Consider the following 26,422-nt stretch of genomic DNA (forward strand, 5'->3'; position numbering starts at 1 on the left):
TAGAGGATAAGAACCTCCGCGCCAAGAGACATTTATCGGACGGAGGTATGCTTTTTGGCGGAAATATATTTACTTTGGGATAGAAGAGTAGACCCATAAGGAGCTTGAATACGATGCGATCGTATCCGGAGGGCATGCGAAATATAGATAGGGAAAGGTGCCCGTATTCTTTGGTTTTGCGAGCTTCTTTTTTAGACTTTCCCGTGGAGTTTTCCCCCTGACGTATGGCCGAAGAGGAAGCATTTGCACCTCTTCAGGGCATAGGGACAAAAGTTTTTAAGAATACAATTATCAGATTTATCACAATGAAAGTAGGTTTGTTCATCCCCTGTTATGTCAATGCGGTGTATCCGGAAGTGGGTATCGCCACGTACAAACTGCTGAAGAGTTTGGGCATAGATGTCGACTACCCGATGGATCAGACATGTTGCGGCCAGCCTATGGCCAATGCCGGATTCGAACAGAAAGCACAAAAGCTGGCTTTGCGATTCGAAGAGCTTTTCGAATCGTATGACGTGGTCGTAGGGCCATCGGCCAGTTGCGTTGCTTTCGTGAAGGAAAACTACGATCACATCCTCAAACCGACAGGACATGTCTGCAAGTCGGCAGCCAAGGTGCGCGACATATGCGAGTTCTTGCACGATGATCTGAAGATCACGAGCCTCCCCTCTCGATTTGCCCACAAGGTGAGCCTGCACAACAGCTGCCACGGCGTACGCGAACTGCATCTATCCACCCCCAGCGAAGTGCACCGTCCGTACCACAACAAGGTGCGCCGGCTATTGGAGATGGTGCAGGGCATAGAGGTGTTCGAGCCGAAGCGAATAGACGAATGCTGCGGTTTCGGTGGTATGTACTCAGTGGAGGAACCCGAGGTGTCCACTTGTATGGGACATGACAAGGTGCTGGACCACATATCCACAGGTGCGGAGTACATCACAGGGCCGGACAGTTCGTGCCTGATGCATATGCAAGGGGTGATAGACAGAGAGAAATTGCCGATCAAGACAATTCATGCAGTAGAAATTTTAGCAGCAAACTTATGAGTACGAAGCATAGCGAAGCGGCTGCCCGCTTTTTGGAGAATAAGGCCGGAGCCAAGTGGCATGACGAGACGCTCTGGATGGTGCGCCACAAACGGGACATCCAACGTGATACGGTACCGGAATGGGAAGACCTGCGCCAACTGGCTCACGACATCAAACGCTACAATGTGACGCACCTCGATGAGCTGCTGCTTCGATTCGAAGAGAATGCTCGCCGCAACGGTGTCATCGTCCATTGGGCTAAGGACGCCAAGGAGCACAACGAGATCCTGTATGGTATCCTGCGTGATCATGGCGTCAAAAAGTTCGTGAAGAGCAAATCCATGCTTACCGAGGAGTGCCACCTGAACGAATATCTTATCGAAAAGGGTATAAACGTGATCGAGACAGACCTCGGCGAACGTATCCTCCAGCTTATGGAAGAGCCACCGAGCCACATCGTGATGCCGGCCATCCATATCAAGCGCGAGGCTGTAAGCGATCTGTTCCACGACAAGCTGGGTACGGAGAAGGGCAATTACGACCCTACGTATCTGACTCGTGCAGCACGCAAAAGCCTGCGCGAAGACTTTATCAGCGCGGATGCAGCAATGACGGGTGGCAACTTTGCCGTTGCCTCTACGGGCGAAGTGGTCGTTTGCACCAATGAGGGCAATGCCGATATGGGTATGGCTTGTCAGAAATTGAACATTTGCTCTTTCGGGTTGGAGAAGTTGGTGCCCGACTTGGATGCCGTGGGGGTATTCACCCGACTTCTGGCACGTTCGGGTACGGGACAGCCCTCTACGACCTATACGGCACACTACCGCAAACCTCATGAAGGCGGAGAGCTACACTATATCATCGTAGACAACGGAAGGACGGACATCATCGAAAATGAGGAGCACGTGAAAACGCTCAACTGCATAAGATGCGGTGCATGTATGAATACGTGTCCCGTCTATCGTCGCTCCGGCGGTTATTCATACACTTATTTCATCCCCGGGCCTATCGGGATCAATCTGGGTATGCTCAAGGATCCGCGCCGGTATAGCGACAATGTATCGGCCTGCTCGCTCTGTCTCTCCTGTTCGAGTGTGTGCCCTGTGAAAATCGACCTCGGTGAGCAGATCTATCGTTGGCGTCAGGATTTGGATCATTTGGGGCGTGCCAGCCAAGAGAAAAAGCTGATGTCGGCCGGTATGAAATACCTGATGGACAGCCCGTGGCGTTTCAATGCGGCTCTGAAGATGGCTCCCATAGCCAACAGTCTGCCTCGGTTCCTGCTGTACAACAGCCTGAACGCATGGGGCAAGGGGCGCGAATTGCCTCGCTTTGCCTCTACTTCGTTCAATAATTGGTGGAAGAAGAATATCAAGAAGTAATCATCATGAACAGCAGACAAATCATATTAGACAGAATCAAACAGCACACCAAGCAGCGTGAACCGAAGCCGGAGATGAACTTTACTCCCATTACCTATCCGGACAAGGTGGCTCGCTTCATCGAAATATCGCGTGCAGTGGGTGGCGATGCCATAGAGCTTCAGCCAGGACAGGACATTAACGAAGTGATCAGAGCTGCATATCCGGATGCCAAACGGATCGGATCAGCCCTTCCATACATTCATATAGCTACCTACAAACCGGACGAAGTAGAGAATCCGGGCGACATGAACGGTACGGACTTGGCTATTATCGAAGGTGAAATAGGGGTGTGCGAGAACGGATGTGTATGGGTGGATCAGACGATACAGAAGCGAGCCATGTTTTTCATCTCGGAGTACCTGGTCATCGTCTTGGACAAGACGAAGCTCGTACACAACATGCACGAGGCTTATAAACGTGTGGCCGAAATAGACTCGCAGTCTCCATACTCCTGCTTTATCAGTGGGCCATCCAAGACTGCCGATATAGAGCAGTCTCTGGTAATCGGGGCGCATGGTGCCCGCGGAGGCATCGTGATATTGAAATAAGAATCGAACAAAAAAAACGCGCTTTGCGACTCTTTCATATTCGGCCGACTGTGCCGTCTATGCCTGAGTCGCAAAGCGCGTTTTTATCCTACCCTCTCCGTTTGCTTGCTCTACTTCTTTTCGGGTAGCAGAACGGATAGCATGCTTCCTTCTACCGTTACCTGCCCTTCTGCGATGAGCGACAGCTCCATCAGCACTTTCCGGTCCGTTACCTCTTTGATACGGGCGCGTAGCTCCAAGTCCACGCCCATCGGTGTAGGACGACGATAGTTGAGATTCAGATTAGCCGTCACGTATCTCAGATTCGGCTCCGAATCCATCGGGCGACTTTGAGAACGATAACCGGCTGCGGCTGCGGTGCCATTGCCATGGCAGTCGAGGATGGCGGCAATGAGTCCTCCATAGACAAAGCCGGGGAACCCTCCCGTATGATGTGAATCGGGACGGAAATGCGCTACCGTCTCATCCGGATGCTCTTCCGCCCAATAACTCTTTACATGCAGACCATGCTCGTTCGATGTGCCACAACCGTAGCAATGGCTAAAGCCGGTGGCATAATACTCCTGAAAAGATTTCTTATCCATATTGTTCGTGCTGTATTGCCGCAAAAGTACGCATTAGCAGCCGGATAGTATCTGTTAGAAAACCGTTTATTCACGAACGAGAGCTCGATCCAAGAATTTGGAAAAGTGTGATCAACATTACTCTCATTCTACACCTATGGAGCTTCTCTCCAAAACTTATATTAGTTTCAGCCAAAACTAATATTAGATTCGATGCGCTGAAAAATAAGGCTTGTCAAAGACCACTCGGTACGGCTTTGTTTGCTCTACTTTTTTATCCCAAGAGTGATTAACGCAACCCTTCTTCGATCACACGGAACTCGGTACGACGGTTCAGTTGGTCGCAGATTGACTGCTGCTCCTCGGTCAAAGGTGTGATGAATTCCTCGGTGAGTACATCGCCTTCCTTCAGGAAATCGTATCGTTCGGCCATCTTGGCTGTCACCGTCTTGGCGACAGACTTACCGTAGCCTTTCCATGTGAGCCTGTCGGCTGCTATGCCGCGACTCGTGAGGTAGTCCACCACGGATTTGGCTCTGCGGTCGGACAGGCCGAGGTTGTAAGCATCGGGGCCTTTCCTGTCGGCATGCGAACCCAACTCGATCCGAATATCCGGATTGTCCGTAAGGATACGAATCAGTTCGTCCAGGCTCTTCATGCTTTCGGGGCGAAGGGTGGCCTTATCGAAATCATAGAAAATATTTTGCAAGCCTTCGGCTTTCTCACGCGATGCGAGGAAAAAGTCCACATAGTAGGTCTCGCTCTGCTTGGCAGTATCGGTCTTGAGCTCTACATACTGATTCAAATAACCCGATGCTCCGGCAAGCATCACATAGCGGGTATCGCCCTGCACGGTCATCTTATAGGAGCCGTCGTCACGAGTAGTCACGAATCCCTGTCCTATGGGGCCGCGTTCGCCTACGATCCTGACCGTGGCTCCGGCTATGGGATTTTCTTCTCTGTCCATCACATAACCTTGGATCTCGGTGTAGATAGCCGGCAATTCGAAATGGAAGAGGTGCGGCCATCCGCGTGCATCGCCCCGATTGGAACAGAATACGCCTTTGACGCCGTTGTCCGACAAAGCTCCTTCTTCGTTTTTGCCTTTAGGCTCCACAGCCAAGCCGAAATCATCGGCAGAGGAATTGACAGGTTGTCCCATATTGACTACATGCCATCGGCCGGTAGAGTCCAGTACGGCTTTGAAAATATCCAGTCCTCCCAGACCGGCGTGTCCGTCCGAAGCGAAGAAAAGGGTACTATCCCCATCTATGAAGGGAAACATTTCGTCCCCCGGCGTATTGATGTCAGGGCCCAAATTCTCCGGCGAACCATAAGAACGATCCGACACCTTGACACGATAAATATCCTTGCCACCATAGCTACCGGCTATGTTGCTGACGAAATACAGGTAATTGCCGGACGCCGATATAGAGGGATGAGCAGCCATACGGAGCGAATCGCGCATGATGTCCACAAGCGAACCGTTGCTCCAGCCGCCTTCTCCGCTCCGAGTGGCGGAATAGATCTGTACCGTACGGTCGTAATCGGCACCTTGCTGCGCCAACGTATAATATATGGTACCTCCATCGGGAGTGATTGCCGGCACGCCTTCATCCCACGGAGTATTGATCCCTCCGGACACGCTATCGGGACGTCCCCACCGTCCCTGTGCATCACGTTTGATGATATAAATATCATTGGGTTTCAGTCCCGTTATGCTGCTATTATCCAAACCGTCGTCTTTGCTTCTGCTCGATGTGAAATAGAGAGCCGAAGCATCGGGTGCATAGGCCGGACCAAAGTCGCCCCGTGCCGAATTCCACTCGGCGGCTCGCCGCACCTGATAGCGTGTAGGATATTCCTTCTGTTGGCGGGCAAAGAGACACCCCTCCAAACCGATAGCTGCAAAATAACTATTCGGATAAGCTTCCAGATATTCACGGAAGAGGGCCTCGGCTTCCTTATAGTTACCTCCTTGCTGATAGGTCTGTGCCAAACGGAGCAGTACCACAGAATCCGGATACCCGTAGCGTCGGGCATTCAGATAGCCACGCAAAGCTTTGGCTTGTCTGCCGGCGGCGCGATAGTTTTCACCGGATCGGAAAGCCGTATAAGCTTTCATCTCCACCTGCTTCCGAGGTGTACGCCTGTATAGCGTATTGTACATATCGGCAGCCTTGGTGTACTCTTGGCGATCGTGTGCCTTCTCCGCATCTTTCAGCTTCACGCTCTTGCAGGCAGCAAAAGCAAGGCATACCAACAGGATAAGAAAAGGATAGTGGATATTATGTTGTCCGCTGTACATATTAGGAAGAAAAGGGATAGGCTATGGGATATGAATCAGTTTGTGCATCTGTATGCTCAGACGCCAAGCCGGAAAAGCCTTGACGAACTCGACGCAGCGAGTAATGGCAGAGGGATCGGGTTCCATGGCATCGTCCCCCGTGAAGATGGGGCTGACAAGATAATGCTGAGCAGTGGGCAATTCGTCGATCGGTGGAGGCAGAGGGGTATCGGATCCCAACGGAAAGCGAAACTCCCCCACTCCATCCGGGAAGTTTTCTTTCAGCTTTCCTATGGCTTCGGGCTTGGGACTACAGGAAATGTAGTCTATACCCTTGGGTACGGGGCGAGTTCCGTTGGTCTCTATGGCCTGATAGTAACCAAGCCGGTGAAAATAAGCCGTAGCTTCTTCTGTAAGTTGCAGTGTCGGCTCTCCGCCTGTCCAAATGAGAAAACGCGTGGGATAGTGTTCGATACTGCGGGCAATCTCTTCCAGTGACATTTTTTTCCCTTGGATGAAATCGGTATCGCAATAGGGGCATACCAAATTGCAGCCTGCGAGTCTGACAAAGACAGCAGCTCGTCCGGTATTGGCTCCTTCACCCTGAAGGCTGTGAAAGATTTCGTTTACGAGCATTGCTCCGTAACTATATTATAATGTATAGGAGGCCGAGCACTTGCGAGTCTCGTCCACCCGACAACCGATTAGCGTTACTCCCGTATCGGCCAGCTGCATCGGCCCTACCACTTCTGTCAGATAAACAGCCATATTCTCTGCGGTGGGATTGAACGGTACTGCTACCAGATCGTCCGGCACAGTCTCACGCAAAGCAGGAAGCAACGGATCCTGCTCCCATAGCATCATCTTGTGATCCCAATGATCTTCAAGCCACTGGCATAGCAGCTCTTTGATAACGCCGAAATCGACTACACGCCCGATCGAATCAAGAGCCGGTGCACTGCAAATAAAGTGGATACGATAGTTGTGTCCATGCAGATGTCTGCACTTGTGATCGTGTCCCACTACGCGGTGTCCCATGCTAATGTCGTGATAACGTTCGGCTGTAATCATATATTGTTGAGCTAAGTTTCTGCTGTTCAAAGGTAATGAAATAATCCCCTGCTTCACGCATTCGGCTGCTGAGGTGCCTTGTCTGAAAAAACACCTTTGTGATTTTTCGAAACACTTTTCGTGCACATTTCATGTAAAAATTACCTGTTTTTGCTCTTGTACTTGTAAGTGATTGAAATAATGCGTATTAAACTCTTTTGCATGCGTGATTTGTCCAAACTGCACCTTGATTCGTTAGATTTACTGTAGACAAATGCGTGATTTGTCCAAGAAAATGCGTGATTTGTCCAAGTCTTTTCCTTAATATGTTACTTCATTTGTGTGACTCTTAAAGCATAAGAGCTAAAAGTCACAGTTTAATCAATCTAAAATTTTTCAATTATGGCCAAAAAATTAGTATCGCAGTCCATTTCAAAGGAAAGATTGCAGAAATTGGAAGCAGCAGCAACTCTTACTCCTCAACAAGAGGAAGCGAAAGCCCGTAAAATCGAAAGAGAGAAAGCCAGACTAAAAGAACTGAACATTCCTACCGAATCTAAAGAATCCAAAGATTGCAGCCCTGCAGGGATGATCAATCCATATGCACTTACTGAAGTCATTTTAGAAAGACCATTGGATTGGAGCAACCCACGGACTACCGATATAGTAGAACGCGTGTTGGGTTCAAGCATGCAAGATCTATCCAAAGGCGACTCTGTATTAAGAGCCGGAAGAGACCAAAATGCTGAGGTCAAAATCGTGGATTCAGTTTTGACTAAGACCCAAAGAGGGCAGGACGGTCTGGAGAGAATCCTTGAATCGTTCAACGATTATGACATGCCTCCCGAAGAAAAAGAAGAAGCTGCTCCAAAGGCAAAAAAAGCAGCCCAAAAACTCGACATCGACGACCTCAGAGAGCAAGCACTGTCATCCACTACTATCACAAAGGAGATCAGCAAGATCATCCTTCCGACAAAAAATTTAAGAGATGATAATAATACAGTACATCAGTACAGAGAAGTCGGCTTCCAAAGCAATGGAGCACACAACTTGTGGGACACAGTAGTTCAAGGAATCGCTGGCGATTGTTACATGCTTGCAGCTTTGTCGGCTATAGCTTGGGTATGGCCCGCTCTATTGAATATGGATGTGGACATCATGTCTAATCAAGATGAATGGCGACTCTATCGCTACTTCATAGGGCGCTCTAAACAGACATATGCACGCCCGTCGGGATCAGGTACCTCCACCAATGAAATTCTTCAGGAAGGATATTACAAAGTTCCGATCTTTGCAAGGAGTCGCTATTGGTTCAACGGAGAATACTGGCCGGCTCTTTTCGAACAAGCATATGCCAATTGGAAATTCCCTAATGATTCCAAATACAACGCAATCCTACAGATTGGAGGTGGCTGGCCTGAGGAAGCACTTTGCGAGCTGAGTGGAGATAGCTGGTTTACCTCCTCGGGAAAACTCATGCTTTCTTCTTTCACAGATCTGTCATTGCTGAATTTTATGAAAAGCATGTGCTATAGTTGGAAGACGATAAAACCGATGGTGATTGTAACCCCATGCTGGGAGCCTCTACCTCCTATGATGCCCGGAATTGCAGCATACCATGCCTATACAGTTTTGGGATATACAGTTTCCAATGGAGCCTATTACCTGATTATCCGCAATCCATGGGGAGTGACTGAGCCAACAGGAGATGGAGTGCTAAGCAAAAGAGATTGGGTTATCCACTTCGATAATATGAAGTGGTTCAATCTATCCAAAGACGATGGCATTTTCGCACTCCGACTTGATAAAGTGAGAGAGAACTTCTGGTACATCGCATATATGTATTGATATCAGATTATATTATACGGTTTGAGAACGATGGAGGCTGCCCGGTAGAGCGGGCAGCCTCTTCTTTTTCCTATACACATCACACATCACCGAAAGCGTGGTGTGCAAACTTTTTTGTTTTGGTCCGAGAAGTAGAAAATTCTCGCGCCGCAATCCGATCATTTCCGGTTCGGTAACAGGTTCTTAGCCGTGGATCTGTCTGCTCAATTCCGAATCGACAAAGCTCCATACCCAAGTATATACTATAGGATCGACAAGATTCTTCTATTATATCTCATTGCAACCATTGAGAGTATTGTCTGAAAGCTTAGGAGTTTTTGATAGAATACTTAGAACTATTTGATAGAAAGCTTAAGAGCTTTTTGAAGAAAGCTTAGGAGCTTTTAATAGAATACTTAGAACTATTCGACAGAAAACTTAGGAGTATTTTGAATAGTTTTCAATACCTTTGCCCCTATACATCAAGAAGATTCGGGAATAAACCGCTGCTATTCCGGATTTTACCTAAAGACAATAAAGGAAAAAACGATTGAGATATGTCCAATAAACCTCTACAATTCGTCCTCGTGGAACGCAAATTGAACGTCGGTGCAAATGCAGGAAAAGTAGTGCAGATTGCCCAGCCGACGGGCAGACATCGAGTAAGTTTTCGCAGTTTTTGCGAGCGTGTGGCAAAGTCCACTTCCTTCAATCGTCAGGAAGTGGAAGCGGTTTTGAATTACGCCACCGAAATTGCCCGAGACATCGTAGCAAACGGAGACATCGTAGAGTTTGGTGATTTGGGTACGCTCAAGCCTTCATTCAAGAGTAAAGCCGTTCCGAAAGGCGAGGTTTTCAGCGTACAGAAGCATATCGAAAAACCCATCGTACGCCTCAATCCATCGAAGAAATACTTTACGCTTACCGATGTGTGCTACGAACGGATGCCTGCCAAGACCAAGGGAAATACAAAATAATGTCCCGTTCTCTTCGTATTCGGAGTAGCTGCGGACATATATCAGTGAGGACGGAAACGAAGTTCGAAGGAGTATGTGCCCGATGAAGGGCAAAGGTATGCCGGAGCAGTACCGGGGCCGCAGCTACCATTGCCCAATCCGCGCTGCATATAGTCGAAGCGCAAAATATGATGCGTGGGCGCGGATAACTCCCATCGGTGGCGAGTCTGTGCAAGAACCTCGTCGTCATAGGGAAGAATGGAGAAATCGACCTGCCCCGATACTTCCACCCTGATACCCCTACCGGATTCATCCGTCAGGGTCAGAGCTCTAAGGCCGGTCCTATTGCCCATACTCTGGGGGCGTACATAGGATTCGACCATATGGCTCACGCGGTCGGAATACAGTCCGAAGAAAGCACTCTGCCTGCGATCCACATAATTCTCATGAGGGCCTCGTGCCAGATACTCGATTCGATCCATCTGCAAGGGCAGGCACATTTTTATCCCAAGTCTACGCAACTTATCTGCCTGTTCCTTTTCGGGCGTGAAGTCTGCCCGAATATCCACCGTACCGTCTCCATATATATAATAGGTAAGGCGATAAGGGCAGAGGGCATGATGCGATGCCGTGAGGGTCACCCGTGTGGAATCGGCATTGACCTCGTAGGAAGGAACAGCGGGCTGTACCTGACTTGCCGGTGCTCCGGGGGGAATACTTCCGTAGGGGGAGTCGTTCTCCACCCAGCGGAAATTGTCATAGACAGGGCCTCCCTTCGGGACGATCACAGGGCAGTCGCCATAGTTCCAACGAATAAGCTCTGCCGTATGAAGATCGAATACGAGCTGCACTCTGTCATTAGCGATACGAAGGTGATCTCCTTCCGTCGTCACTTGCAGCGTGGGCATCCGCTCGGGCAGGAGGGAAGCAAAACCGTCTCTTTGTGCAAGTGTAAACTGTTCGGATGCTACCGTGTGTCCCTTATCAGCCCAAGTGGTGGCTTCACGAAGGAAGAGTTCGAAATTGATATGGTAGTCGCGAGTCGAATACATTGGAATATCGGCGACGGGTATTCTCAACGCTGTTTTTTCTCCAGCCGGCAGTTCGGGTAAATCCATTTCTCCGCTTTCGATCACACAGCCGTCGGAGAGGAGCTTAAAACGAAGCCCGAAGCGATTCAAGTCCGTAAAGGAGTAGGCATTGCGCAGGGAGAGCAGTTTGCTTTTACTGTCGTATGCGTCGAATTTCACATGCTGATACACTTTCTTCACTTCGTACAACTTCGGAGTCCATGAGCGGTCAGCCGTCACAAGCCCGTTGTTCACGAAATTTCCCTGGTGAGGTCCCGGATAGTCGTATCCGGTATGCAGGCGATAGAGTCCACGTTTGATTTCGGAAGGATCGTAGATGGCCTGATCCACCCAGTCCCATATACAACCGCCTATACCGGCACTGCTCCGTTCTATTATATCCCAATAGTCCTGCAAATTGCCGACACCGTTGCCCATGGCATGCGCATATTCGCACATGAAATAGGGCTTTCCCTCCGTCCCCCGGCCATTGGCTCCGGCCTGTACCTGAGCAAGGGAAGGATACATAACGGAATGCAGATCGGTATATTCCGTTCCGCCACGGGTGGCACCCTCGTAGTGAATGATGCGCGAATCGAGTGCACGAACCGCCGCATAGGTATGCCGGAAGTTTTCTCCCCCACCCGATTCATTGCCGAGCGACCAGAACAAAACCGAGGGATGATTCCGATCCCGACAGACCATACGGACGGTGCGATCCACGTACTGCGCCCGCCACGATTCGGCATTGGTGATACCGCCTTTCTCCCCATGGTCATCCCAGTTCTTATGACACTCCAGATCGGCTTCGTCCATGACATAGAGGCCGTAGTAATCACATAGTGCATACATCTTGGGCTGCCGTGGATAATGGCTCGTACGAAGGGTATTGATGTTGGCCTGCTTCATCATCGTTATGTCCTTGATCATTGTAGGCAAGTCAATGCTGCGGCCGTGAAGCGGATGCGTATCCTGCGTATTGACTCCCTTGAACAGTACTTTACGACCATTCAGACACACCGATTGATCGCGAATTTCCGGCTGACGGAATCCATACTTGGTGGCAAAGGCCAATTCTTCGCGCCCCTTTTCATCCCACTGGGTAATAATAAGAGTATAGAGCGTAGGTATCTCGGCTGTCCACAGAGATAGATTGCGAAGGTCGGCTTTCCGGAAGTGAAGGCTTTGCTTATGTTCCCCCACAGATAGTCGGATCTGCTTCCGTTCCTGCCATATGGTTTTTCCTTGAGGATCCAAGAGACGTATTCCGACAGTCTTACGTGTGGGCGATCCGTCTCTGTTGTCCATATCTACGGCTACGGATATTTCCCCTGTAGTATAGTCGGATTCGGGATGCAGCTTGCTCGTAATGTAATGATCCCGAACGGAAGTGCGAGGCGTGGCGTACAGATAGACATCCCGATGCAATCCGCTCATATGGAACATATCCTGTCCCTCCAAATAGGAAGCATCCGTCCAGCGGACTACTTGTATGCTCACATTGTTCTGTCCCGTACGAACTGCCGCACTGATGTCGAACTCGGCATCGTTATTGCCCCCTTGGGTATAGCCGACATAACGCCCGTTTACCCACACATAAGCCCCACCATAGAGGCCATCGAAATGGAGATAAACGCGCTTCTTTTCCCAGCCTGTCGGAAGGATAAAGTCACGCCGATAGGAGCCTGTCGGATTGGGATCCACTGCCGAAGCATAAGCCTTCTGAATCCGAATAAATGGAGGATTGTCCTCGAAGATGTGATTTACATTGATATATAAAGGTGTATCCCAACCTTTCATCTGCCAGCACGATGGTACTGTGATGGTATCCCATGCAGACACATCGAACAGATCCTCGACAAAATCGGTACGGGCAGTACGGGTATCGGGAGAATAACGAAAATGCCACAAGCCGTTCAGTGATAAAAATTCTGCCTGCGAAGGAGTGAGCCAAGGTTTCTGATACCGCTCATCAGCCTGCAACAAGGCCGTTGTAGCATAGGGCATAAAGGTGGCGTGGCCGTCTTCTTTGTTTTCGCCAAACACCGTTTCATCTTCCCAATACGGCCTCTTCCCTGAAACAAGACTGTCGGACGGTATGGATAAAGCTCCGTTTCCGTACAATACGGTAGCCCATGAGATACTGCAAACAGAGGAAAACAGTATGAAAATCGAAAGGATTCGCCGGCTTATCTTCATAAATACTTGGTTGTTTAGTGAAAGCAAAGATAAACGGAGTTTGCTCCGCATAATATAAAAGCCATCCTTCTAAGCGTTACTATCGCAGGGAAACGAAAAAAGGGATACTCTCGTACCCCTTTCATCGTGGTCCCACTTGGGCTTGAACCAAGGACTCCCTGATTATGAGTCAGGTGCTCTAACCAACTGAGCTATAGGACCTACATTGCCTGTATAGACCTGCAATTGCGGTGCAAAGATAAGTTTTTTCCTCAATATGCAATAGTCATCAAAAATCTTTGTGGTCGAAAAACAAGAGAATTTCCACACCAAGCCTTTCCTTAACCTCCAAATCGGACTACCTTTATCGCCCCGAATAACCCCACACGTACTGCAATGGAGAAAATGACTATCAAGCAGCTGCACGAATCCGATCGCCCCCGAGAGAAAATGATCCGACTCGGTGCTCGCTGCCTGACCGATGCCGAGCTGCTGGCCATCCTCATCGGATCGGGTAATGACCGGCAGACAGCCGTCCAACTGGCTCAAGAGATTCTGGCCAAGATGAATAACAGTCTGCCACGTATGGCCAAATGCGACATACAAGAGCTGACCGGCAACTTCCGAGGTATGGGACCGGCAAAAGCAGTCACCGTGATGGCAGCAATGGAACTATCCCGACGTATTCCTTCGCAAGAGATGCCCCATAGAGAATCCATCACCGACAGCCGGATGGCCTATCGCGCTATAAGTCCATTCCTCACAGACCTACCACAGGAAGAAATGTGGGTGTTACTCCTCAACCAAAGCGGAAAGATAATCGCCACGGAGAACCTTAGCCGAGGAGGCATATCGGAGACTTCGGCCGATGTCCGTCTGATCATGCACAAAGCCGTCTCCCATCTTGCCTCAGCAATTATTCTGGCACACAATCATCCTTCGGGAACGGTACGACCAAGCGAACAGGATATTCAGCTTACCCAAAGGGTACAGAAGGCTGCCACATTGCTGGGATTTCGGCTAAACGACCATCTGATCATCGGTGACGATGGGGCATATTTCAGTTTCGCCGACGAAGGCCTTCTCTAATGTTTCACTGAATTCATACAAGCAAATGGTGCGAAAAGGAATATGCTATAGCGATAAAGGGTATTGATTCTGACATTGCCTAAAGATAACCCATCAAATACCAAGCCGGCACCCCTGCTAATGCAGAAATGCCGGCTTCATATTATTTTTTCGGAAAAAGGATGGATGCTTATTTTTTGTACAACACGAACTGCATGTTTTGATCGGTATCCGTCACGCTCAGTGTAATCGTATTCTTCTCCCAGTCCAAGAGGCCATCGATAACACCGGTATTGTTGAGTCCGATTTCTATTTCACCAACAAGCTCGAGAAGTGTAGCATGAGCTGTATCAAAGACAACCTTTTTCATAGCCTCGTCATACTTATAAGGCACTTTGTGCTTTATATATGTCTCCATGAGGTTTGCTTCCGTTCCATAGGCCTGTGACATAATAGCTTCGGTCTTGGACACAAAGGATACGGAGATTGTAATCCGACCATCTTCGTCCGTCTCAACTATATCTTCCGTATCGGTTATAGCAGCCATTTCTGCCTCCGTGTACACACGTTCCCAAATAGTACCTTCGATCACTTTTTCCTGATTGTCCGGTTTCGGCTCATTCTCTTTCTTACATGAAGCCAATGAGAAAACAGCCACCAGAGCAAAAAGCAGTGTCATCCATTTCATTTTGAGTTGCATCTTCTTGTTTTTTACATTTTATTACGAGGCAATATCGCCAAATGGCGGCAAATATAGCCACAATTTATCTCTCAGGCAAAGTCCTGCGGATTCTATGGTTATCCACACCCAAATGCATCTATGGCTTTGGGTAGAAGGGGCAATTCTCAGACCGAAAAAACCAGAAAAGCCAAACCGAAAATCTGAAAAAATCAGACCAAAAAGTTTTCGTTTTGGCTTAACTTTTTTTCTTTTTACGCTCGGGAACGAAAACTTTTACGCGCCACGTTTTTCAGAACGGAAAATACCGGAAAAAACAGCCATAAACCGGAAATGCAACTTTATCGGATTGCTTTACCTTTGGCTCCCCGATAAAAAGCAATAAAAACATGTGTGGAATAGTAGGATACATAGGGAGCCGTGAGGTATATCCCATTCTGATAAAAGGATTGAAAAGGCTCGAATATCGTGGATACGACAGTACCCCTCTTCCGGAAATATTGCCTTGGTGCACAAAGGCATTATCGAAAACTACTCCACCCTCAAAGCCAAACTACAGGCGCAAGGGGATAGCATTCCGCAGCAATACGATTGCAAAGGTTTGGACGTGGATCAGCCACGCAATTTGGCTAAGTCAGTCATGGTAGAATGACCCTCTATGGACGCCCTAATAGGAATAGACCTACCCTTTTTCCATCGGTAATATCTGTCGATTTATATCAGTGCGCATTGCAGGGCTTAAGCATTTCTATCTTATCTTTGTACGAATCTCTGAAAAACAAAGCGAAGAAAAGGCTAAAGAGGAAAAGCTATGGCAGGAATAAAAATCGATCCGGCTCCGGTAGCAGCTTTGCGTAAAATGATAGAGGAGGCGGAGCGGATTGCTCTGATCTCGCATACGGCTCCGGACGGCGACTCGGTAGGAAGCAGCATCGGTTTTGCTGCCATGCTGAGAGAGAAAGGCAAGTCCCACATCAGTGTAATCGTACCCGACGATATTCCCCGATACCTGTACTGCATTCCCGGAGCGGACAAAGTAATAGTACACGAGACCCATCCTTCGGAAGCGGAGAAGGCATTGGCAGAAGCCGATCTGGTCTTCTGCATGGATTTCAATGCTCCTCATCGCGTAGCAGGACTGCAAAGCGCATTGGAAAGTTCGTCAGCCCCCAAAGTGCTTATCGATCATCATCTCTATCCGGCGGATATATTCACTCTCAGCTTCAGCTACCCTCCCCTGTCTTCTACTTCGGAGTTGGTCTTGCGTTTGGCCAAGGCCATGGGCATGGCATCCTGCCTGACCCAAGATGCGGCCACGGCTTTGATGACAGGGATACTGACGGATACGGGTGTATTTTCCTACAGCTCTTCCGATCCGGATCTTTATCTGCTTGTAGCAGATCTTATGCGAGCCGGTGCGGACAAAGACACGATCATCCACAACACTTTTCAGCAAAATTCGGAAAGCAAGATGAGGATGCAGGGCTATGTGCTGTACGAGAAAATGTCTTTGCTGCCGGAAATGGGCGTAGCCTACTTCACGCTATCGGCCGAGGAGCTGATACGATTCCACAACCGGACAGGCGATACCGACGGACTGGCCAATCTGCCCCTCGATATTGCAGGGATAGAGGCTGTATGCTTCCTGCGAGAGGACAAGAATCAGATCAAGCTCTCATTCCGCTCCACGGGCAACTATCCGGTGAACACCCTTGCCGAGAACTTCGGTGGTGGTGGGCACAAGAATGCTGCCGGTGGCGAATTCCAAGGCAGTCTGGAGGAAGCCACAGAGAAGCTGCTGAAGATTTGGAAAGACTTCAACCCCAAGAATTACAACAATAAAAATCAACAATAATCATCTCTCTTCCCTCTCTTTTTTCCCTGTCGAAAAGGCCGTAGAGGTGGAGAATATTTCTGACCAAGATGAAAAGGATAATAATGATCTTGCTGCCGGTTTTGGCCATAGGTATGGCTGTTTTGACATTGGGCAGCTGTAAGAAAAGCGACATCAAATCGCTCAAAGAAATGAAGAAGGACGAACGCAAAGCCATCGAATCCTTCATCAACAGGATGGGTTTTACCATCAAAGAAGGGCATGAGGGCCAAAGCGAATTCGATCCCAATATCATGTACCACTTCGACAATGATCTTTATATGCAGGTGATAGACAAGGGCAAAGAAGCTCCTGTGCTGAACAAGACCAAGATCAACGTCAGGATGGAGGGCTTCATGTTCAATCGTGAGAGGGACTCCATCTATGTCTTTAACAGCCTCACTTCAGGCGGCTTTCAGGAGAGCGTGTTCCGCTATATATATAAGTACAACGATGGGGATATTCACTTCGAGCTGATCAAGTGCACGACCGGTGCCAACTTGGATATGTTTGTCTGCGAAGGAGTAGCTTTCCCCATGACCATGCTTGGCAATGGTGCCCGTGTGCGCCTGATCGTACCTTTCCGAATCGGCCCGGAATCACTCTATTCGCGAGGCCTGACCGGATACTACAAGGAAGTGGAATACGTATTTCGGGACTGACCTCCCCCGACCTCTAATCTTAGGAATCTATTCATCTAACATCACACAATATCATGACGTTGATCAAATCAATCTCCGGCATACGAGGCACGATAGGCGGTATGGCCGATGAGGGCTTGAACCCTATCAGCATAGCCCAATTCACAGCCGCTTATGCTCATTTCATCAAAAAGTTAACCAAAGCTACACGCCCTCGCATCGTAGTCGGCAGGGATGCCCGTCCGTCCGGACTCATGGTCAAGAATGTCGTCTTCGGCTCTCTTATGGGCATGGGATGCGATGTAGTAGATATAGATTTGGCTACGACTCCCACTACCGAGATGGCCGTCACGGGCTGTGGAGCGGATGGCGGTATCATCATTACGGCCAGCCACAATCCGGTACAGTGGAATGCGCTGAAGCTCTTAGGCCCTTCCGGTGAGTTTCTGAACGATGCGGAAGGGAAAGAAATCCTTAGGATAGCAGATGCCGGCGAAGCGGAGTTCGCTCCGGTGGAGAAGATGGGGCGCATCGCCGATACGCTGGACTACACACCGGCACATATCAAAGCCGTATTGGCATTGCCGTCGGTCGATGTGGCTGCCATCCGCGCAGCCAAATTCAAGGTAGCTATCGACTGTGTCAATTCCGTAGGAGGAATAGCGATACCGGCCCTATTGACTGCTTTGGGAGTGGAGAACGTCTTCCCTCTTTACTGCACACCGGACGGACAGTTTCCTCACAATCCCGAACCTCTGCCGCAGAATCTGACCGAAATATGCAAGGTAGTCAAGGAGAAGAAAGCCAATGTGGGCTTCGTGGTTGATCCCGATGTGGATCGCTTGGCTATCGTAGACGAGAACGGAGAGTTTTTCGGAGAAGAATATACTCTCGTGGCCATAGCCGATTATCTGCTGGGACTCAACGGTGGCGGCAATACGGTATCGAACCTCAGCTCCACTCGTGCCCTTCGCGATGTAACGACCCGACATGGTGGGAAATACGAAGCAGCAGCCGTCGGGGAGGTGAACGTAGTGACGAAGATGAAAGAAATCGGTGCCCTCATCGGAGGAGAAGGCAACGGCGGAGTAATCCTGCCGGAGCTTCACTATGGACGCGATGCTTTGGTGGGAATAGCTCTATTCCTCACCTACATGGCCAAGCGCAAGGAGACGGTGAGCCTCATTCGAGCCGAATACCCTGCATACTTTATGAGCAAGCAGCGAGTGGACACCCCTGCGGGCACCGATACACAGCGTCTGCTCCGGACGATGTTCGAAAGGTATAAAAACGAACAGATCAGTACCGTGGACGGCGTGAAGATCGATTTTCCCGATAGCTGGGTACATATGCGCAGGAGCAATACCGAGCCTATCGTCAGGATCTACACCGAAGCCCGGACGGAAAAGGAAGCACAGGACTTGGCCGATCGTTTCCGTTCGGAGATAGAGCGAGAGTTGTAAGCCGGCTCTTTCAGAATCAAGACAACAGCTTAACAGATCATTCATTGGCAAGAAAGAAAAAAGAGCTTCCCCTCATTACAGGGGTGGAAATAACGGATCTGGCGGCAGAGGGCAATGCTCTCTGCCGCATTGATGATCTGGTGATGTTCGTGCCTTTCGCCGCACCGGGCGACCGCTGCACCGTTCAGGTGGTAAAGAAAAAGCGCAACTTCATGCAGGGGCAAATCGTCTCCATCGAAAGCCCCTCGCCGATCAGGAAAGAGCCTTTCTGTACGCACTTCACCGTCTGTGGCGGATGCAAATGGCAGCATATCCCATACGAAGTACAGCTCCGAGCCAAGGAGCAGCAAGTGACCGATGCACTCGTGCGTCTGGGCAAGGTGGAAGTGGAGGAGATGCAGCCGATCCTCGGATCTGAACAGACGGAGTACTACCGCAATAAGCTCGAATTTACATTCAGCAACAAACGTTGGCTACTGCCCGAAGAGGTACAGGAAGTCGATGGCGACTTCTCTCCCGAAGTGCGATACGGACTCGGATTCCATATCCCCGGCATGTTCGACAAGGTATTGGACATTCGCGAATGCCATTTGGGGGCTAAGGTATCGGACGAAATACGTCTCTTCATCCGTGGATATTGCATGCAGGATCCGGAGCGTTATCCCTTCTTCGACCTGAGAAATCAGGAGGGTCTGATGCGAACGCTGATGATCCGGACTACATCCATAGGAGAGCTGATGGTGGTCGTGGTCTTCTTCCGCGATGACGTTGCTGCTCGCGAAGCTCTGCTTGCGGCTGTAGCGGAGCGTTTCCCACAGATCACCTCACTCCTCTACGTGATCAATACCAAGTGCAACGACACGATAGGCGATCAGGAAGTGCTCCTATACTATGGCAGGGAGTATATCGAAGAGGAAATGGAGGGACTGAAGTTCAAGATCGGGGCTAAATCTTTCTACCAGACCAATAGCCGGCAAGCCTACCAACTCTATCGGATAGTGCGCGAATTTGCCGGTCTCACAGGGGACGAACTGGTTTACGACCTCTATACCGGCACGGGGACGATCGCCAACTTCGTAGCCCGACAAGCCCGTCGGGTAATCGGTATCGAATACGTGCCCGAAGCCATAGAGGACGCCCGTACGAACAGCCGTCTGAACGGGATCGAAAACACGCTCTTCTATGCAGGAGATATGAAAGACATCCTGACCAGTGACTTCATCGAACAGCATGGACGTCCGGATGTCATCATTACGGATCCGCCCCGAGCCGGCATGCACGAGAGTGTGATCGATGCCATCCTCTTTGCTGCACCCGAGAAGATAGTCTATGTCAGTTGCAATCCTGCCACACAAGCTCGCGATTTGGCTCTGCTGATGGCAGACGGCAGATACCGAGCCGTAAAATCCCGTCCGGTAGATATGTTTCCCCACACGCACCATGTAGAGAATGTGGTACTCCTCGTTCGAAATGCCGGATAGAGGCTTCGTATTGTGAAGTCCTCCGACCTGTAAATATCGAGCCGACGGACTCGATAGTATAAACCCTTCCGACTTTATACTATACCCCTCTACCCCTTTATACTATAAACCCTCCATACTTTATACTGTAACCCCTACCCCCCTTTATACTATAAAGCCTCCACACTTTATAGTATAAAGTCTGCGGGCTTTATAGTTGGAGGTATTAAAGAGATGATTGCGGTGCTACGCTTGTGCAAGAAAAGGATCAGAACGGATAGCCTACCGCAATGTGCCAAGCGAAATTGGAAGAAAAGTTTGGGCGCGTGATAGCCCATTTGTAACGCCCCGTTTGCTGAGGGTCATAGGCCTTCAGTCCGGCATCCAGCCGCACAAGGAAATAATCGAAGTCGAGACGAAGCCCCAGACCGTAGGCCAAAGCGATTTCCTTATAGAAGCGATCGAAACGGAAGAGACCGCCCTCCTGATTCTCATACTCCTTTATCGTCCATACATTGCCGGCATCGACAAAAGCTGCTGCGCGAAACTTCCAGAACAACTTTGTCCTGTATTCGACATTCAGGTCCAGACGAATATCTCCCATCTGATCGAAGAAGGTCTTGTCCGGAGTCATCTTCATACTCCCCGGGCCGAGGGTACGGACACTCCAGCCGCGAACGCTGTTAGATCCTCCGGCAAAGTAACGTAACTCAAAGGGTATATGGCGAGCATTGCCATAAGGGAAAGCCAGTCCGAAGCCCAGATGCAGTGCCAAAGTATTGTCCTTTTCGAGAAGAACGGTTTTGGCCAGATCGAGATCGAGCTTGACGAACTGAGCATAGTGCAGCCCGAACATTTCATACGACCCATGCTCGTCCTTCGGAGAATCGGACAGATAAGAAATGGCTTGCAGCAGGTTGCCGGCTGTTTGGATACTGAATCGCGCCGTAAAAGGATTGGCTACGGTACGCTCCATGGACGAAGCCGTAGTATAGTTCAGTATATATGCCGAACCGAGAATGAACTGCTCCGTGTAGTTATACAAGGCAGTCGTAGGCGGAAGGGATTGGGCGAAGTCGGGATCGATATACGGGAGATGGAGATAATCGACATCCAGCAGGCGGATCGTATGACGCAAACGATTGTGCAGATAGGTCTGCCATGAATAGTTGAGCTGAGCGGAGAGAATTACCCGATCGAACTCCGGACGGGTCTGGTAATTGTATCCGATTTTCCATTCCGTGGATGCCCGTAGCCGCCTGCGTGTCTCGTCAGATATAAGGGGGAAGAGGAGACGGGGAAAACGGAGGGAGCTTTCCGCACCGTATTCCATGAAGCTGTGCGAACCTTTGCGAATGGCTTCGTATGCACCCTTGAGTTTGACATTGAACATTTCCCCTCCGCGAAACAAATTCCGATCGGTAAAACCGAGAGACAAGGCTGCCCCGAAGTCTCCTGCCGAATTGGTGCCGAGCACCTCGGCTTCGAACGATTTGCTCTTGGCCGGAACGGTAAGAATATAGCAATCCACAAGTCGCGAGCTATCCGCCGGAGCAATCTCATCATTACCATTGTACTCCACAAATCGGATATTCACGTTCCGAATGATGGGGAGCGCATTCAGCTTGATATAAGAGCGCTCCACATCATCCTCACAGAACAAAGCTCCCGGAGTAACCGACACCGACCGCGCGAGAGCCGATGCCCGAATATAACGTCCCCTGCCCCCATAGTAAACAGTGTAATCGCCACGCGAAACGGAATCAATACGTGGCAGTTCCTGAACTCTGAAATCCGATTCGAGAGGATCATAATCGGCATGGAAGAATACCCTGCCGATCCGATATGGATAACGCCCGATACCATTGACCACCAATTTCAGATCGGCAGATTTCGTACCCGATCCTGCTGAAACGGTAGTGTCAGCTTCATAATAAATGTCCTCAGCGGAAAACCTCCAGAAACCATTGTTACGCATATAGCGAGCTATCGCTTTTCTTTCTTCATCGAGTACGATGGGCGACAAGGGAGAGCCTTCGCTGATCCCGACCTTGTATGCCGAAGGAAGCGAATCGCCAAGCGTAACGGGAGGAAGGAGTGGATTCTTCACATCCAAAGCCATATTGCGTATATAATAACGGCTTCCGGGCTGAATCAGATAAGTAATGCGTGCTTTCTTGTACAGGCCGGTATCTACCATGGTACGAGCAGTGGCGTCGAGAAAGCCATCGCCGGCCATCGCCTTTGCCAGACGGTTGGCAGTACGCTCGGTGAGGACGGAATCGATGAGGACAGGTGGTTCACCCATTTTCCGGAGCGAACGGTTCCACCAGCTGTTGCTGTTCGGGTTCGAGCTACTATAGACGCGCAGCAGCCAACGAGTCATCCCGAAGAGTCTGTAATTGGGCTGCTGGAGGGTATAGTCCCGTATATCTTCCGGCAGAGCGATGCTGTCCGTTTCGCTTACGATCGTTACCCTGTCCAGCAGTCTGCCGCCGTCCGGCACATAACGGGTGACCGAGCAGGAGGAAGCAAGCATGATAAGCAAGCAGCCGGCAATGCCGATTAGATACCGAACAGAACACGAGGACATAGAAGAACAGATATACGGAGAGAGATTATTGTTCGTTCCAGATACGCCAACTACACAACGCCTGTATGAGCAGCATCTCCAATCCATTCTGTACAGAAGCACCTTGTGCTTGAGCGCGATGCATGAAGATCGTTTCCTGCGGATTATAGATCAGATCATAACAGAGATGCTCTGCACCTATACCCTCGAACGGAATAGGCGGACATTGGTCTATATGTGGATACATACCCACCGGAGTGGCATTGACGATCAACTTGTGCCGTTCGATAATCTCCGGCGTCAGATCCGAATACGCATACACACCGGTAGCCGAAGGCGTGCGACTGACCTGTCGATGTACTATTCCCATCTTTTTCAAAGCTCGCATCACAGCCAGTGCTGCCCCACCCGATCCCAAGACAAGAGCTTGCGTATGCCACGGCTTTCGGATCAGCTCCAGACTATCGGCAAAGCCTTTCACATCGGTATTATAACCGACGAGACGAGGACGGCGAAAACGCGCACGTTCTATCCGAATCGTATTGACGGCTCCGGTCAATTCCGCTTCCTCGTCTATCCGATCCAGATAGCGCATCACCTCCACTTTGTAGGGCGATGTCACGTTGAACCCCTGAAGAGAGGGATGGAGCGAAAGCAGACTCTTCAGTTGGGCGAGCGATTCCAGTGGGAAAAGTTCGTAGACGGCATTGATTCCCTCCATCTTGAATTTGGAGTTGAAGAATTCGGCAGACAGCGAATGAGCCAGCGGATAGCCGATCAGACCGTACTTTTTCATTTCAGTCCCATATAAACGGTTGCCGCCTCCAGCGAAAGGGTACGATAATACGCTTCCCGAAATCCGACGGAGAGCATCAGATCCGTCAGTTCCTCTCGTTGGGGCATGACGGCTATCGATTCGGGAAGATAGGTATAGGCCTCCGCATCCTGCGACAAGAAACGACCGACAACAGGTATCACATGCGAAGCATAGAAATTATATCCCTGCTTCCATGGGAAACTCACCGGGCGGGAAAGCTCCAGGATCATTAGGGGAGCACCCTCGTTGAGCACACGATACATTTCCTCCAAACCGAGCTCGATATTCTGAAAGTTGCGCACGCCGAAAGCCACTGTAACCGCATCGAAACTATGATCTGCGAAAGGAAGATCGAGACAATCTTTCTGCATGAAAGTAATCCGATCATCCAAATTCTCCGAACGCACCTTCTGCTCCCCTATCCTCATCATTTCCAACGAAAGATCGACACCCGTCACCTGCTTGACGGAAGGGATATGCCTGCATATCTCGATGGCCAAATCACCCGTTCCGGTAGCCACATCCAGCACCGTACGCGGAGCAAAAGGTTCGATCATACGGATAGCCTTCTGCCGCCATACACGATCCATCCCCCAAGAAAAGAGGTGATTGAGACGATCGTAATGTCCAGCAATATGGTTGAACATGGCTTCTACCTGTTCATCCTTGGGGCGTTCGGTATCGTAAGGGGTTATTCTTTCAGGACTTTGCATGGCACATGATTATTCAGCTATCGGCCGAATGTTATCGCAGATAGTCTGTTATGTTCTTTTCTATTCTTTCTGCCAAATTGCTCAGGTCTGCCTTTTCGAAGGGCTTGCCCACTACCCGCTCGTACAATTCGATATAGCGTTCCGACACGCTGTCGCAATATGCTTCCGTCATTTCCGGTATTTGCTGACCGGGCTTACCTTGAAAACCGTTTTCGATCAGCCACTGACGGACAAACTCCTTGGAGAGTTGCTTTTGTGCTTCACCTCGTTCGAATCGCTCCTGATAGCCCTCAGCATAGAAGTAGCGAGAAGAGTCCGGCGTATGTATTTCGTCGATCAGGTAGATCTTACCGTCCTTCTTGCCGAATTCGTATTTGGTGTCCACCAAAATAAGCCCCTTCTCGGCAGCCATTTGAGTGCCGCGCTCGAAAAGTGCGTAGGTATAGCGTTCTATCTGCTCGTAGTCCTCTTTAGACACCAGCCCCTGAGCAATGATTTCTTCGCGGGAGATATTCTCGTCGTGTCCCTCATCGGCCTTGGTCGTAGGTGTGATAATAGGATGCTCGAAACGCTGGTTTTCACGCATACCCTCGGGAAGAGGCAGACCGCAAAGCACGCGATCGCCGGCAGCATAGGCACGCCATGCACTTCCTGTGATGTAGCCACGGATGACCATCTCCACCTTGAACGGTTCGCAACGGTGTCCGACAGTAACCATCGGGTCGGGCGTAGCTATCTTCCAGTTCGGAACTATATCGCGAGTGGCATCGAGGTAGTGTGCCGCTATCTGATTGAGTACCTGACCCTTGTAAGGGATACCGGCCGGAAGGACTACGTCGAAAGCCGATATGCGATCCGTGGCTATCATGACCAGAAGATCATTCTCCAACGTGTATACGTCGCGCACCTTGCCGTGATATACGGCTTTCTGTCCCGGCAGTCTGAAGTCGGTACGAGCTAATGTTTCTTTCATCGTGAATTGTATGCTAAGTGATTCGTAATAATATCGGTATCGCCTGATTCTATATGGTTTGCGCAACGACAGCTGCGGCTTCGGCCTCCTTTTTCCGTTCGGCATCGTACCGGTCGTAGGCATCCACCACACGCTGTACGAGCGGATGGCGCACTATATCAGCGCGTTGGAATGCAATATAGCCTATCCCTCTCGTTCCTTGGAGGATATTCAGAGCCTGACGCAGACCGGAGTGCACACCTCTGGGAAGATCGGTCTGCGTAATGTCGCCGGTGACGATCATCTTGGCATTGGCACCAAGGCGGGTCAGGAACATTTTCATCTGCAACTCGGTCGTATTCTGAGCTTCGTCCAGAATGACCACGGCATCGTTGAGCGTACGTCCTCTCATATAGGCCAATGGTGCTATCTGGATGATGTTGTTTTCGATGTACTCTTTCAGCTTCACGGCAGGGATCATCTCCTCCAGCGCATCATACAGAGGCTGCAAGTAGGGATCGAGCTTATCTTTCATCTCACCGGGCAGAAATCCCAGCTTCTCGCCGGCTTCCACAGCAGGACGTGAGAGAATGATACGGCGCACCTGCTTGCTTTTCAAGGCACGGACAGCCAGACTGATGGCTACGAAGGTCTTGCCTGTTCCGGCAGGGCCGATGGCAAAAACGAGGTCATTGGCCTCGAAAGCCTCCACAAGTTTCTGCTGATTATCACCTCTGGCAATGATGCTCTTGCCTCCCGTTCCGTGCAGGATGAGATGCTTGGGTATATCGTCGGCAGGTAACTTGGCTCCCTGAGCAATGCGCAGGATCACATCTTCGGGCAGGAGGTTGTACTCACGGCAGTATGCCACCATCGGCTCCAAGACATCGAGGAAACGATCCGTCTCGCGCGAATCGCCCATGATCTTGAGCACATTGTGGTGTGCCACCAGGCGCAGCTTCGGGAAGAGCGTACGCAGGAGCATAAGATTGCTGTTATTTACACCGAGGAAAGCCTGTACATCGACATCTTCCAATACGTAAATTCTCTCTGTAATCAGCATATGTATCCAATAACAACGGTGCAAATGTAGTCTTTTTCATTCCATTTAGGTTCGCAAAAAAACATAGAATGAGACTGTTGCACAATAACCTCCCCCCCTCATATCGATCAAGACAGATACATGCATTGATTTGACGAAGAAAGGAGAGCTTCATGCGATCTCTCTGCAAACCTCAAGTAATCTGAAAAAC

General features: G+C 49.9%; 21 protein-coding genes, 1 tRNA gene and 1 pseudogene. 11 read left to right on the forward strand and 12 right to left on the reverse strand.

Features of this window, described 5'->3' with window-relative positions:
• Window positions 1-305 precede the first annotated feature (305 nt).
• The 3 genes from HQ49_RS06940 to HQ49_RS06950 are packed head-to-tail and all read left to right on the forward strand — an operon-like array spanning window position 306 to window position 3,000.
• Complete coding sequence (locus tag HQ49_RS06940) at window positions 306-1,046, forward strand: (Fe-S)-binding protein (RefSeq protein ID WP_039419220.1); 741 nt, start codon at window positions 306-308, stop codon at window positions 1,044-1,046.
• Complete coding sequence (locus HQ49_RS06945) at window positions 1,043-2,410, forward strand: lactate utilization protein B (RefSeq protein ID WP_039419195.1); 1,368 nt, start codon at window positions 1,043-1,045, stop codon at window positions 2,408-2,410. The genes HQ49_RS06940 and HQ49_RS06945 overlap by 4 nt, the downstream gene beginning before the upstream one ends.
• A 5-nt stretch (window positions 2,411-2,415) precedes the next feature.
• A complete protein-coding gene (locus HQ49_RS06950) occupies window positions 2,416-3,000 on the forward strand; it encodes a LutC/YkgG family protein (protein WP_039419221.1) in 585 nt (194 codons plus the stop codon).
• 110 nt (window positions 3,001-3,110) lie between these two features.
• Here HQ49_RS06950 and HQ49_RS06955 read toward each other — a convergent pair whose 3' ends face one another.
• The 4 genes from HQ49_RS06955 to HQ49_RS06970 form a co-directional block, all read right to left on the reverse strand.
• Complete coding sequence (locus HQ49_RS06955) at window positions 3,111-3,584, reverse strand: PaaI family thioesterase (RefSeq protein ID WP_039419196.1); 474 nt, start codon at window positions 3,582-3,584, stop codon at window positions 3,111-3,113.
• 268 nt (window positions 3,585-3,852) lie between these two features.
• Window positions 3,853-5,871 (reverse strand): PorE family type IX secretion system protein, encoded by a 2,019-nt coding sequence (porE, locus tag HQ49_RS06960; RefSeq protein ID WP_039419198.1) that lies wholly within the window; start codon window positions 5,869-5,871, stop codon window positions 3,853-3,855.
• A gap of 21 nt (window positions 5,872-5,892) precedes the next feature.
• On the reverse strand, window positions 5,893-6,486 hold the full coding sequence (locus HQ49_RS06965; RefSeq protein WP_039419199.1) for a 7-carboxy-7-deazaguanine synthase QueE: 594 nt from the start codon (window positions 6,484-6,486) through the stop codon (window positions 5,893-5,895).
• 15 nt (window positions 6,487-6,501) lie between these two features.
• The gene (locus tag HQ49_RS06970; RefSeq protein ID WP_039419200.1) at window positions 6,502-6,921 is read right to left on the reverse strand and encodes a 6-pyruvoyl trahydropterin synthase family protein; all 420 of its coding nucleotides are present in this window, start codon (window positions 6,919-6,921) and stop codon (window positions 6,502-6,504) included.
• 381 nt (window positions 6,922-7,302) lie between these two features.
• Between HQ49_RS06970 and HQ49_RS06975 the strand changes: the two genes are divergently transcribed.
• The gene (locus HQ49_RS06975) at window positions 7,303-8,748 is read left to right on the forward strand and encodes a calpain family cysteine protease (RefSeq protein ID WP_039419201.1); all 1,446 of its coding nucleotides are present in this window, start codon (window positions 7,303-7,305) and stop codon (window positions 8,746-8,748) included.
• A gap of 536 nt (window positions 8,749-9,284) precedes the next feature.
• Window positions 9,285-9,704 (forward strand): HU family DNA-binding protein, encoded by a 420-nt coding sequence (locus HQ49_RS06980; RefSeq protein WP_039419203.1) that lies wholly within the window; start codon window positions 9,285-9,287, stop codon window positions 9,702-9,704.
• Window positions 9,705-9,745: 41 nt separating this feature from the next.
• On the opposite strand, the gene HQ49_RS06985 is transcribed toward HQ49_RS06980, so the two are convergent.
• Window positions 9,746-12,952 (reverse strand): glycoside hydrolase family 2 TIM barrel-domain containing protein, encoded by a 3,207-nt coding sequence (locus tag HQ49_RS06985; RefSeq protein WP_039419204.1) that lies wholly within the window; start codon window positions 12,950-12,952, stop codon window positions 9,746-9,748.
• A gap of 127 nt (window positions 12,953-13,079) precedes the next feature.
• Window positions 13,080-13,153 (reverse strand) — tRNA-Ile (locus HQ49_RS06990).
• Between the two features lie 174 nt (window positions 13,154-13,327).
• Between HQ49_RS06990 and radC the strand changes: the two genes are divergently transcribed.
• Window positions 13,328-14,020 (forward strand): RadC family protein, encoded by a 693-nt coding sequence (radC, locus tag HQ49_RS06995; RefSeq protein WP_039419205.1) that lies wholly within the window; start codon window positions 13,328-13,330, stop codon window positions 14,018-14,020.
• A gap of 169 nt (window positions 14,021-14,189) precedes the next feature.
• Here radC and HQ49_RS07000 read toward each other — a convergent pair whose 3' ends face one another.
• Window positions 14,190-14,699 (reverse strand): hypothetical protein, encoded by a 510-nt coding sequence (locus HQ49_RS07000; protein WP_039419207.1) that lies wholly within the window; start codon window positions 14,697-14,699, stop codon window positions 14,190-14,192.
• Between the two features lie 368 nt (window positions 14,700-15,067).
• Between HQ49_RS07000 and HQ49_RS12725 the strand changes: the two are divergent.
• The 5 genes and pseudogenes from HQ49_RS12725 to rlmD all read left to right on the forward strand — a co-directional run.
• Window positions 15,068-15,282: pseudogene (locus HQ49_RS12725) on the forward strand (hypothetical protein); the annotation flags it as partial.
• A 207-nt stretch (window positions 15,283-15,489) separates the two neighbouring features.
• On the forward strand, window positions 15,490-16,533 hold the full coding sequence (locus tag HQ49_RS07010; RefSeq protein WP_052073454.1) for a DHH family phosphoesterase: 1,044 nt from the start codon (window positions 15,490-15,492) through the stop codon (window positions 16,531-16,533).
• Window positions 16,534-16,616: 83 nt separating this feature from the next.
• Window positions 16,617-17,213 (forward strand): DUF4827 domain-containing protein, encoded by a 597-nt coding sequence (locus tag HQ49_RS07015; protein ID WP_039419208.1) that lies wholly within the window; start codon window positions 16,617-16,619, stop codon window positions 17,211-17,213.
• Between the two features lie 53 nt (window positions 17,214-17,266).
• Complete coding sequence (gene glmM / locus HQ49_RS07020) at window positions 17,267-18,655, forward strand: phosphoglucosamine mutase (RefSeq protein ID WP_039419210.1); 1,389 nt, start codon at window positions 17,267-17,269, stop codon at window positions 18,653-18,655.
• Between the two features lie 44 nt (window positions 18,656-18,699).
• Window positions 18,700-20,136: a 23S rRNA (uracil(1939)-C(5))-methyltransferase RlmD gene (gene rlmD / locus HQ49_RS07025; protein ID WP_039419211.1), complete on the forward strand. Its 1,437-nt coding sequence runs from the start codon at window positions 18,700-18,702 to the stop codon at window positions 20,134-20,136.
• Between the two features lie 247 nt (window positions 20,137-20,383).
• On the opposite strand, the gene tamL is transcribed toward rlmD, so the two are convergent.
• The 5 genes from tamL to HQ49_RS07050 are packed head-to-tail and all read right to left on the reverse strand — an operon-like array spanning window position 20,384 to window position 26,232.
• Complete coding sequence (gene tamL, locus HQ49_RS07030) at window positions 20,384-22,708, reverse strand: translocation and assembly module lipoprotein TamL (RefSeq protein WP_039419213.1); 2,325 nt, start codon at window positions 22,706-22,708, stop codon at window positions 20,384-20,386.
• A 25-nt stretch (window positions 22,709-22,733) separates the two neighbouring features.
• Window positions 22,734-23,483 (reverse strand): shikimate dehydrogenase family protein, encoded by a 750-nt coding sequence (locus HQ49_RS07035; protein WP_039419215.1) that lies wholly within the window; start codon window positions 23,481-23,483, stop codon window positions 22,734-22,736.
• Entirely contained in the window at window positions 23,480-24,217 is a 738-nt protein-coding gene (gene ubiE / locus HQ49_RS07040) for a bifunctional demethylmenaquinone methyltransferase/2-methoxy-6-polyprenyl-1,4-benzoquinol methylase UbiE (RefSeq protein WP_039419216.1), read from the reverse strand. Before ubiE ends, HQ49_RS07035 begins: the two co-directional genes overlap by 4 nt.
• A gap of 31 nt (window positions 24,218-24,248) precedes the next feature.
• Window positions 24,249-25,190, reverse strand: a complete 942-nt coding sequence (locus HQ49_RS07045) for a phosphoribosylaminoimidazolesuccinocarboxamide synthase (RefSeq protein WP_039419218.1) — start codon at window positions 25,188-25,190, stop codon at window positions 24,249-24,251.
• A gap of 49 nt (window positions 25,191-25,239) precedes the next feature.
• Window positions 25,240-26,232: a PhoH family protein gene (locus HQ49_RS07050; protein WP_080745571.1), complete on the reverse strand. Its 993-nt coding sequence runs from the start codon at window positions 26,230-26,232 to the stop codon at window positions 25,240-25,242.
• Window positions 26,233-26,422 lie beyond the last annotated feature (190 nt).

The organism is Porphyromonas gulae (assembly GCF_000765945.1).
GTDB lineage: Bacteria > Bacteroidota > Bacteroidia > Bacteroidales > Porphyromonadaceae > Porphyromonas > Porphyromonas gulae.

Excerpts from the sequence above, each read along its gene's own strand:
- HQ49_RS06940 (WP_039419220.1), top strand. The coding sequence starts at position 306 with ATGAAAGTAGGTTTGTTCATCCCCTGTTATGTCAATGCGGTGTATCCG.
- HQ49_RS06945 (WP_039419195.1), top strand. The coding sequence starts at position 1,043 with ATGAGTACGAAGCATAGCGAAGCGGCTGCCCGCTTTTTGGAGAATAAG.
- HQ49_RS06950 (WP_039419221.1), top strand. The coding sequence starts at position 2,416 with ATGAACAGCAGACAAATCATATTAGACAGAATCAAACAGCACACCAAG.
- HQ49_RS06955 (WP_039419196.1), bottom strand. The coding sequence starts at position 3,584 with ATGGATAAGAAATCTTTTCAGGAGTATTATGCCACCGGCTTTAGCCAT.
- porE (WP_039419198.1), bottom strand. The coding sequence starts at position 5,871 with ATGTACAGCGGACAACATAATATCCACTATCCTTTTCTTATCCTGTTG.
- HQ49_RS06965 (WP_039419199.1), bottom strand. The coding sequence starts at position 6,486 with ATGCTCGTAAACGAAATCTTTCACAGCCTTCAGGGTGAAGGAGCCAAT.
- HQ49_RS06970 (WP_039419200.1), bottom strand. The coding sequence starts at position 6,921 with ATGATTACAGCCGAACGTTATCACGACATTAGCATGGGACACCGCGTA.
- HQ49_RS06975 (WP_039419201.1), top strand. The coding sequence starts at position 7,303 with ATGGCCAAAAAATTAGTATCGCAGTCCATTTCAAAGGAAAGATTGCAG.
- HQ49_RS06980 (WP_039419203.1), top strand. The coding sequence starts at position 9,285 with ATGTCCAATAAACCTCTACAATTCGTCCTCGTGGAACGCAAATTGAAC.
- HQ49_RS06985 (WP_039419204.1), bottom strand. The coding sequence starts at position 12,952 with ATGAAGATAAGCCGGCGAATCCTTTCGATTTTCATACTGTTTTCCTCT.
- radC (WP_039419205.1), top strand. The coding sequence starts at position 13,328 with ATGGAGAAAATGACTATCAAGCAGCTGCACGAATCCGATCGCCCCCGA.
- HQ49_RS07000 (WP_039419207.1), bottom strand. The coding sequence starts at position 14,699 with ATGCAACTCAAAATGAAATGGATGACACTGCTTTTTGCTCTGGTGGCT.
- HQ49_RS07010 (WP_052073454.1), top strand. The coding sequence starts at position 15,490 with ATGGCAGGAATAAAAATCGATCCGGCTCCGGTAGCAGCTTTGCGTAAA.
- HQ49_RS07015 (WP_039419208.1), top strand. The coding sequence starts at position 16,617 with ATGATCTTGCTGCCGGTTTTGGCCATAGGTATGGCTGTTTTGACATTG.
- glmM (WP_039419210.1), top strand. The coding sequence starts at position 17,267 with ATGACGTTGATCAAATCAATCTCCGGCATACGAGGCACGATAGGCGGT.
- tamL (WP_039419213.1), bottom strand. The coding sequence starts at position 22,708 with ATGTCCTCGTGTTCTGTTCGGTATCTAATCGGCATTGCCGGCTGCTTG.
- HQ49_RS07035 (WP_039419215.1), bottom strand. The coding sequence starts at position 23,483 with ATGAAAAAGTACGGTCTGATCGGCTATCCGCTGGCTCATTCGCTGTCT.
- ubiE (WP_039419216.1), bottom strand. The coding sequence starts at position 24,217 with ATGCAAAGTCCTGAAAGAATAACCCCTTACGATACCGAACGCCCCAAG.
- HQ49_RS07045 (WP_039419218.1), bottom strand. The coding sequence starts at position 25,190 with ATGAAAGAAACATTAGCTCGTACCGACTTCAGACTGCCGGGACAGAAA.
- HQ49_RS07050 (WP_080745571.1), bottom strand. The coding sequence starts at position 26,232 with ATGCTGATTACAGAGAGAATTTACGTATTGGAAGATGTCGATGTACAG.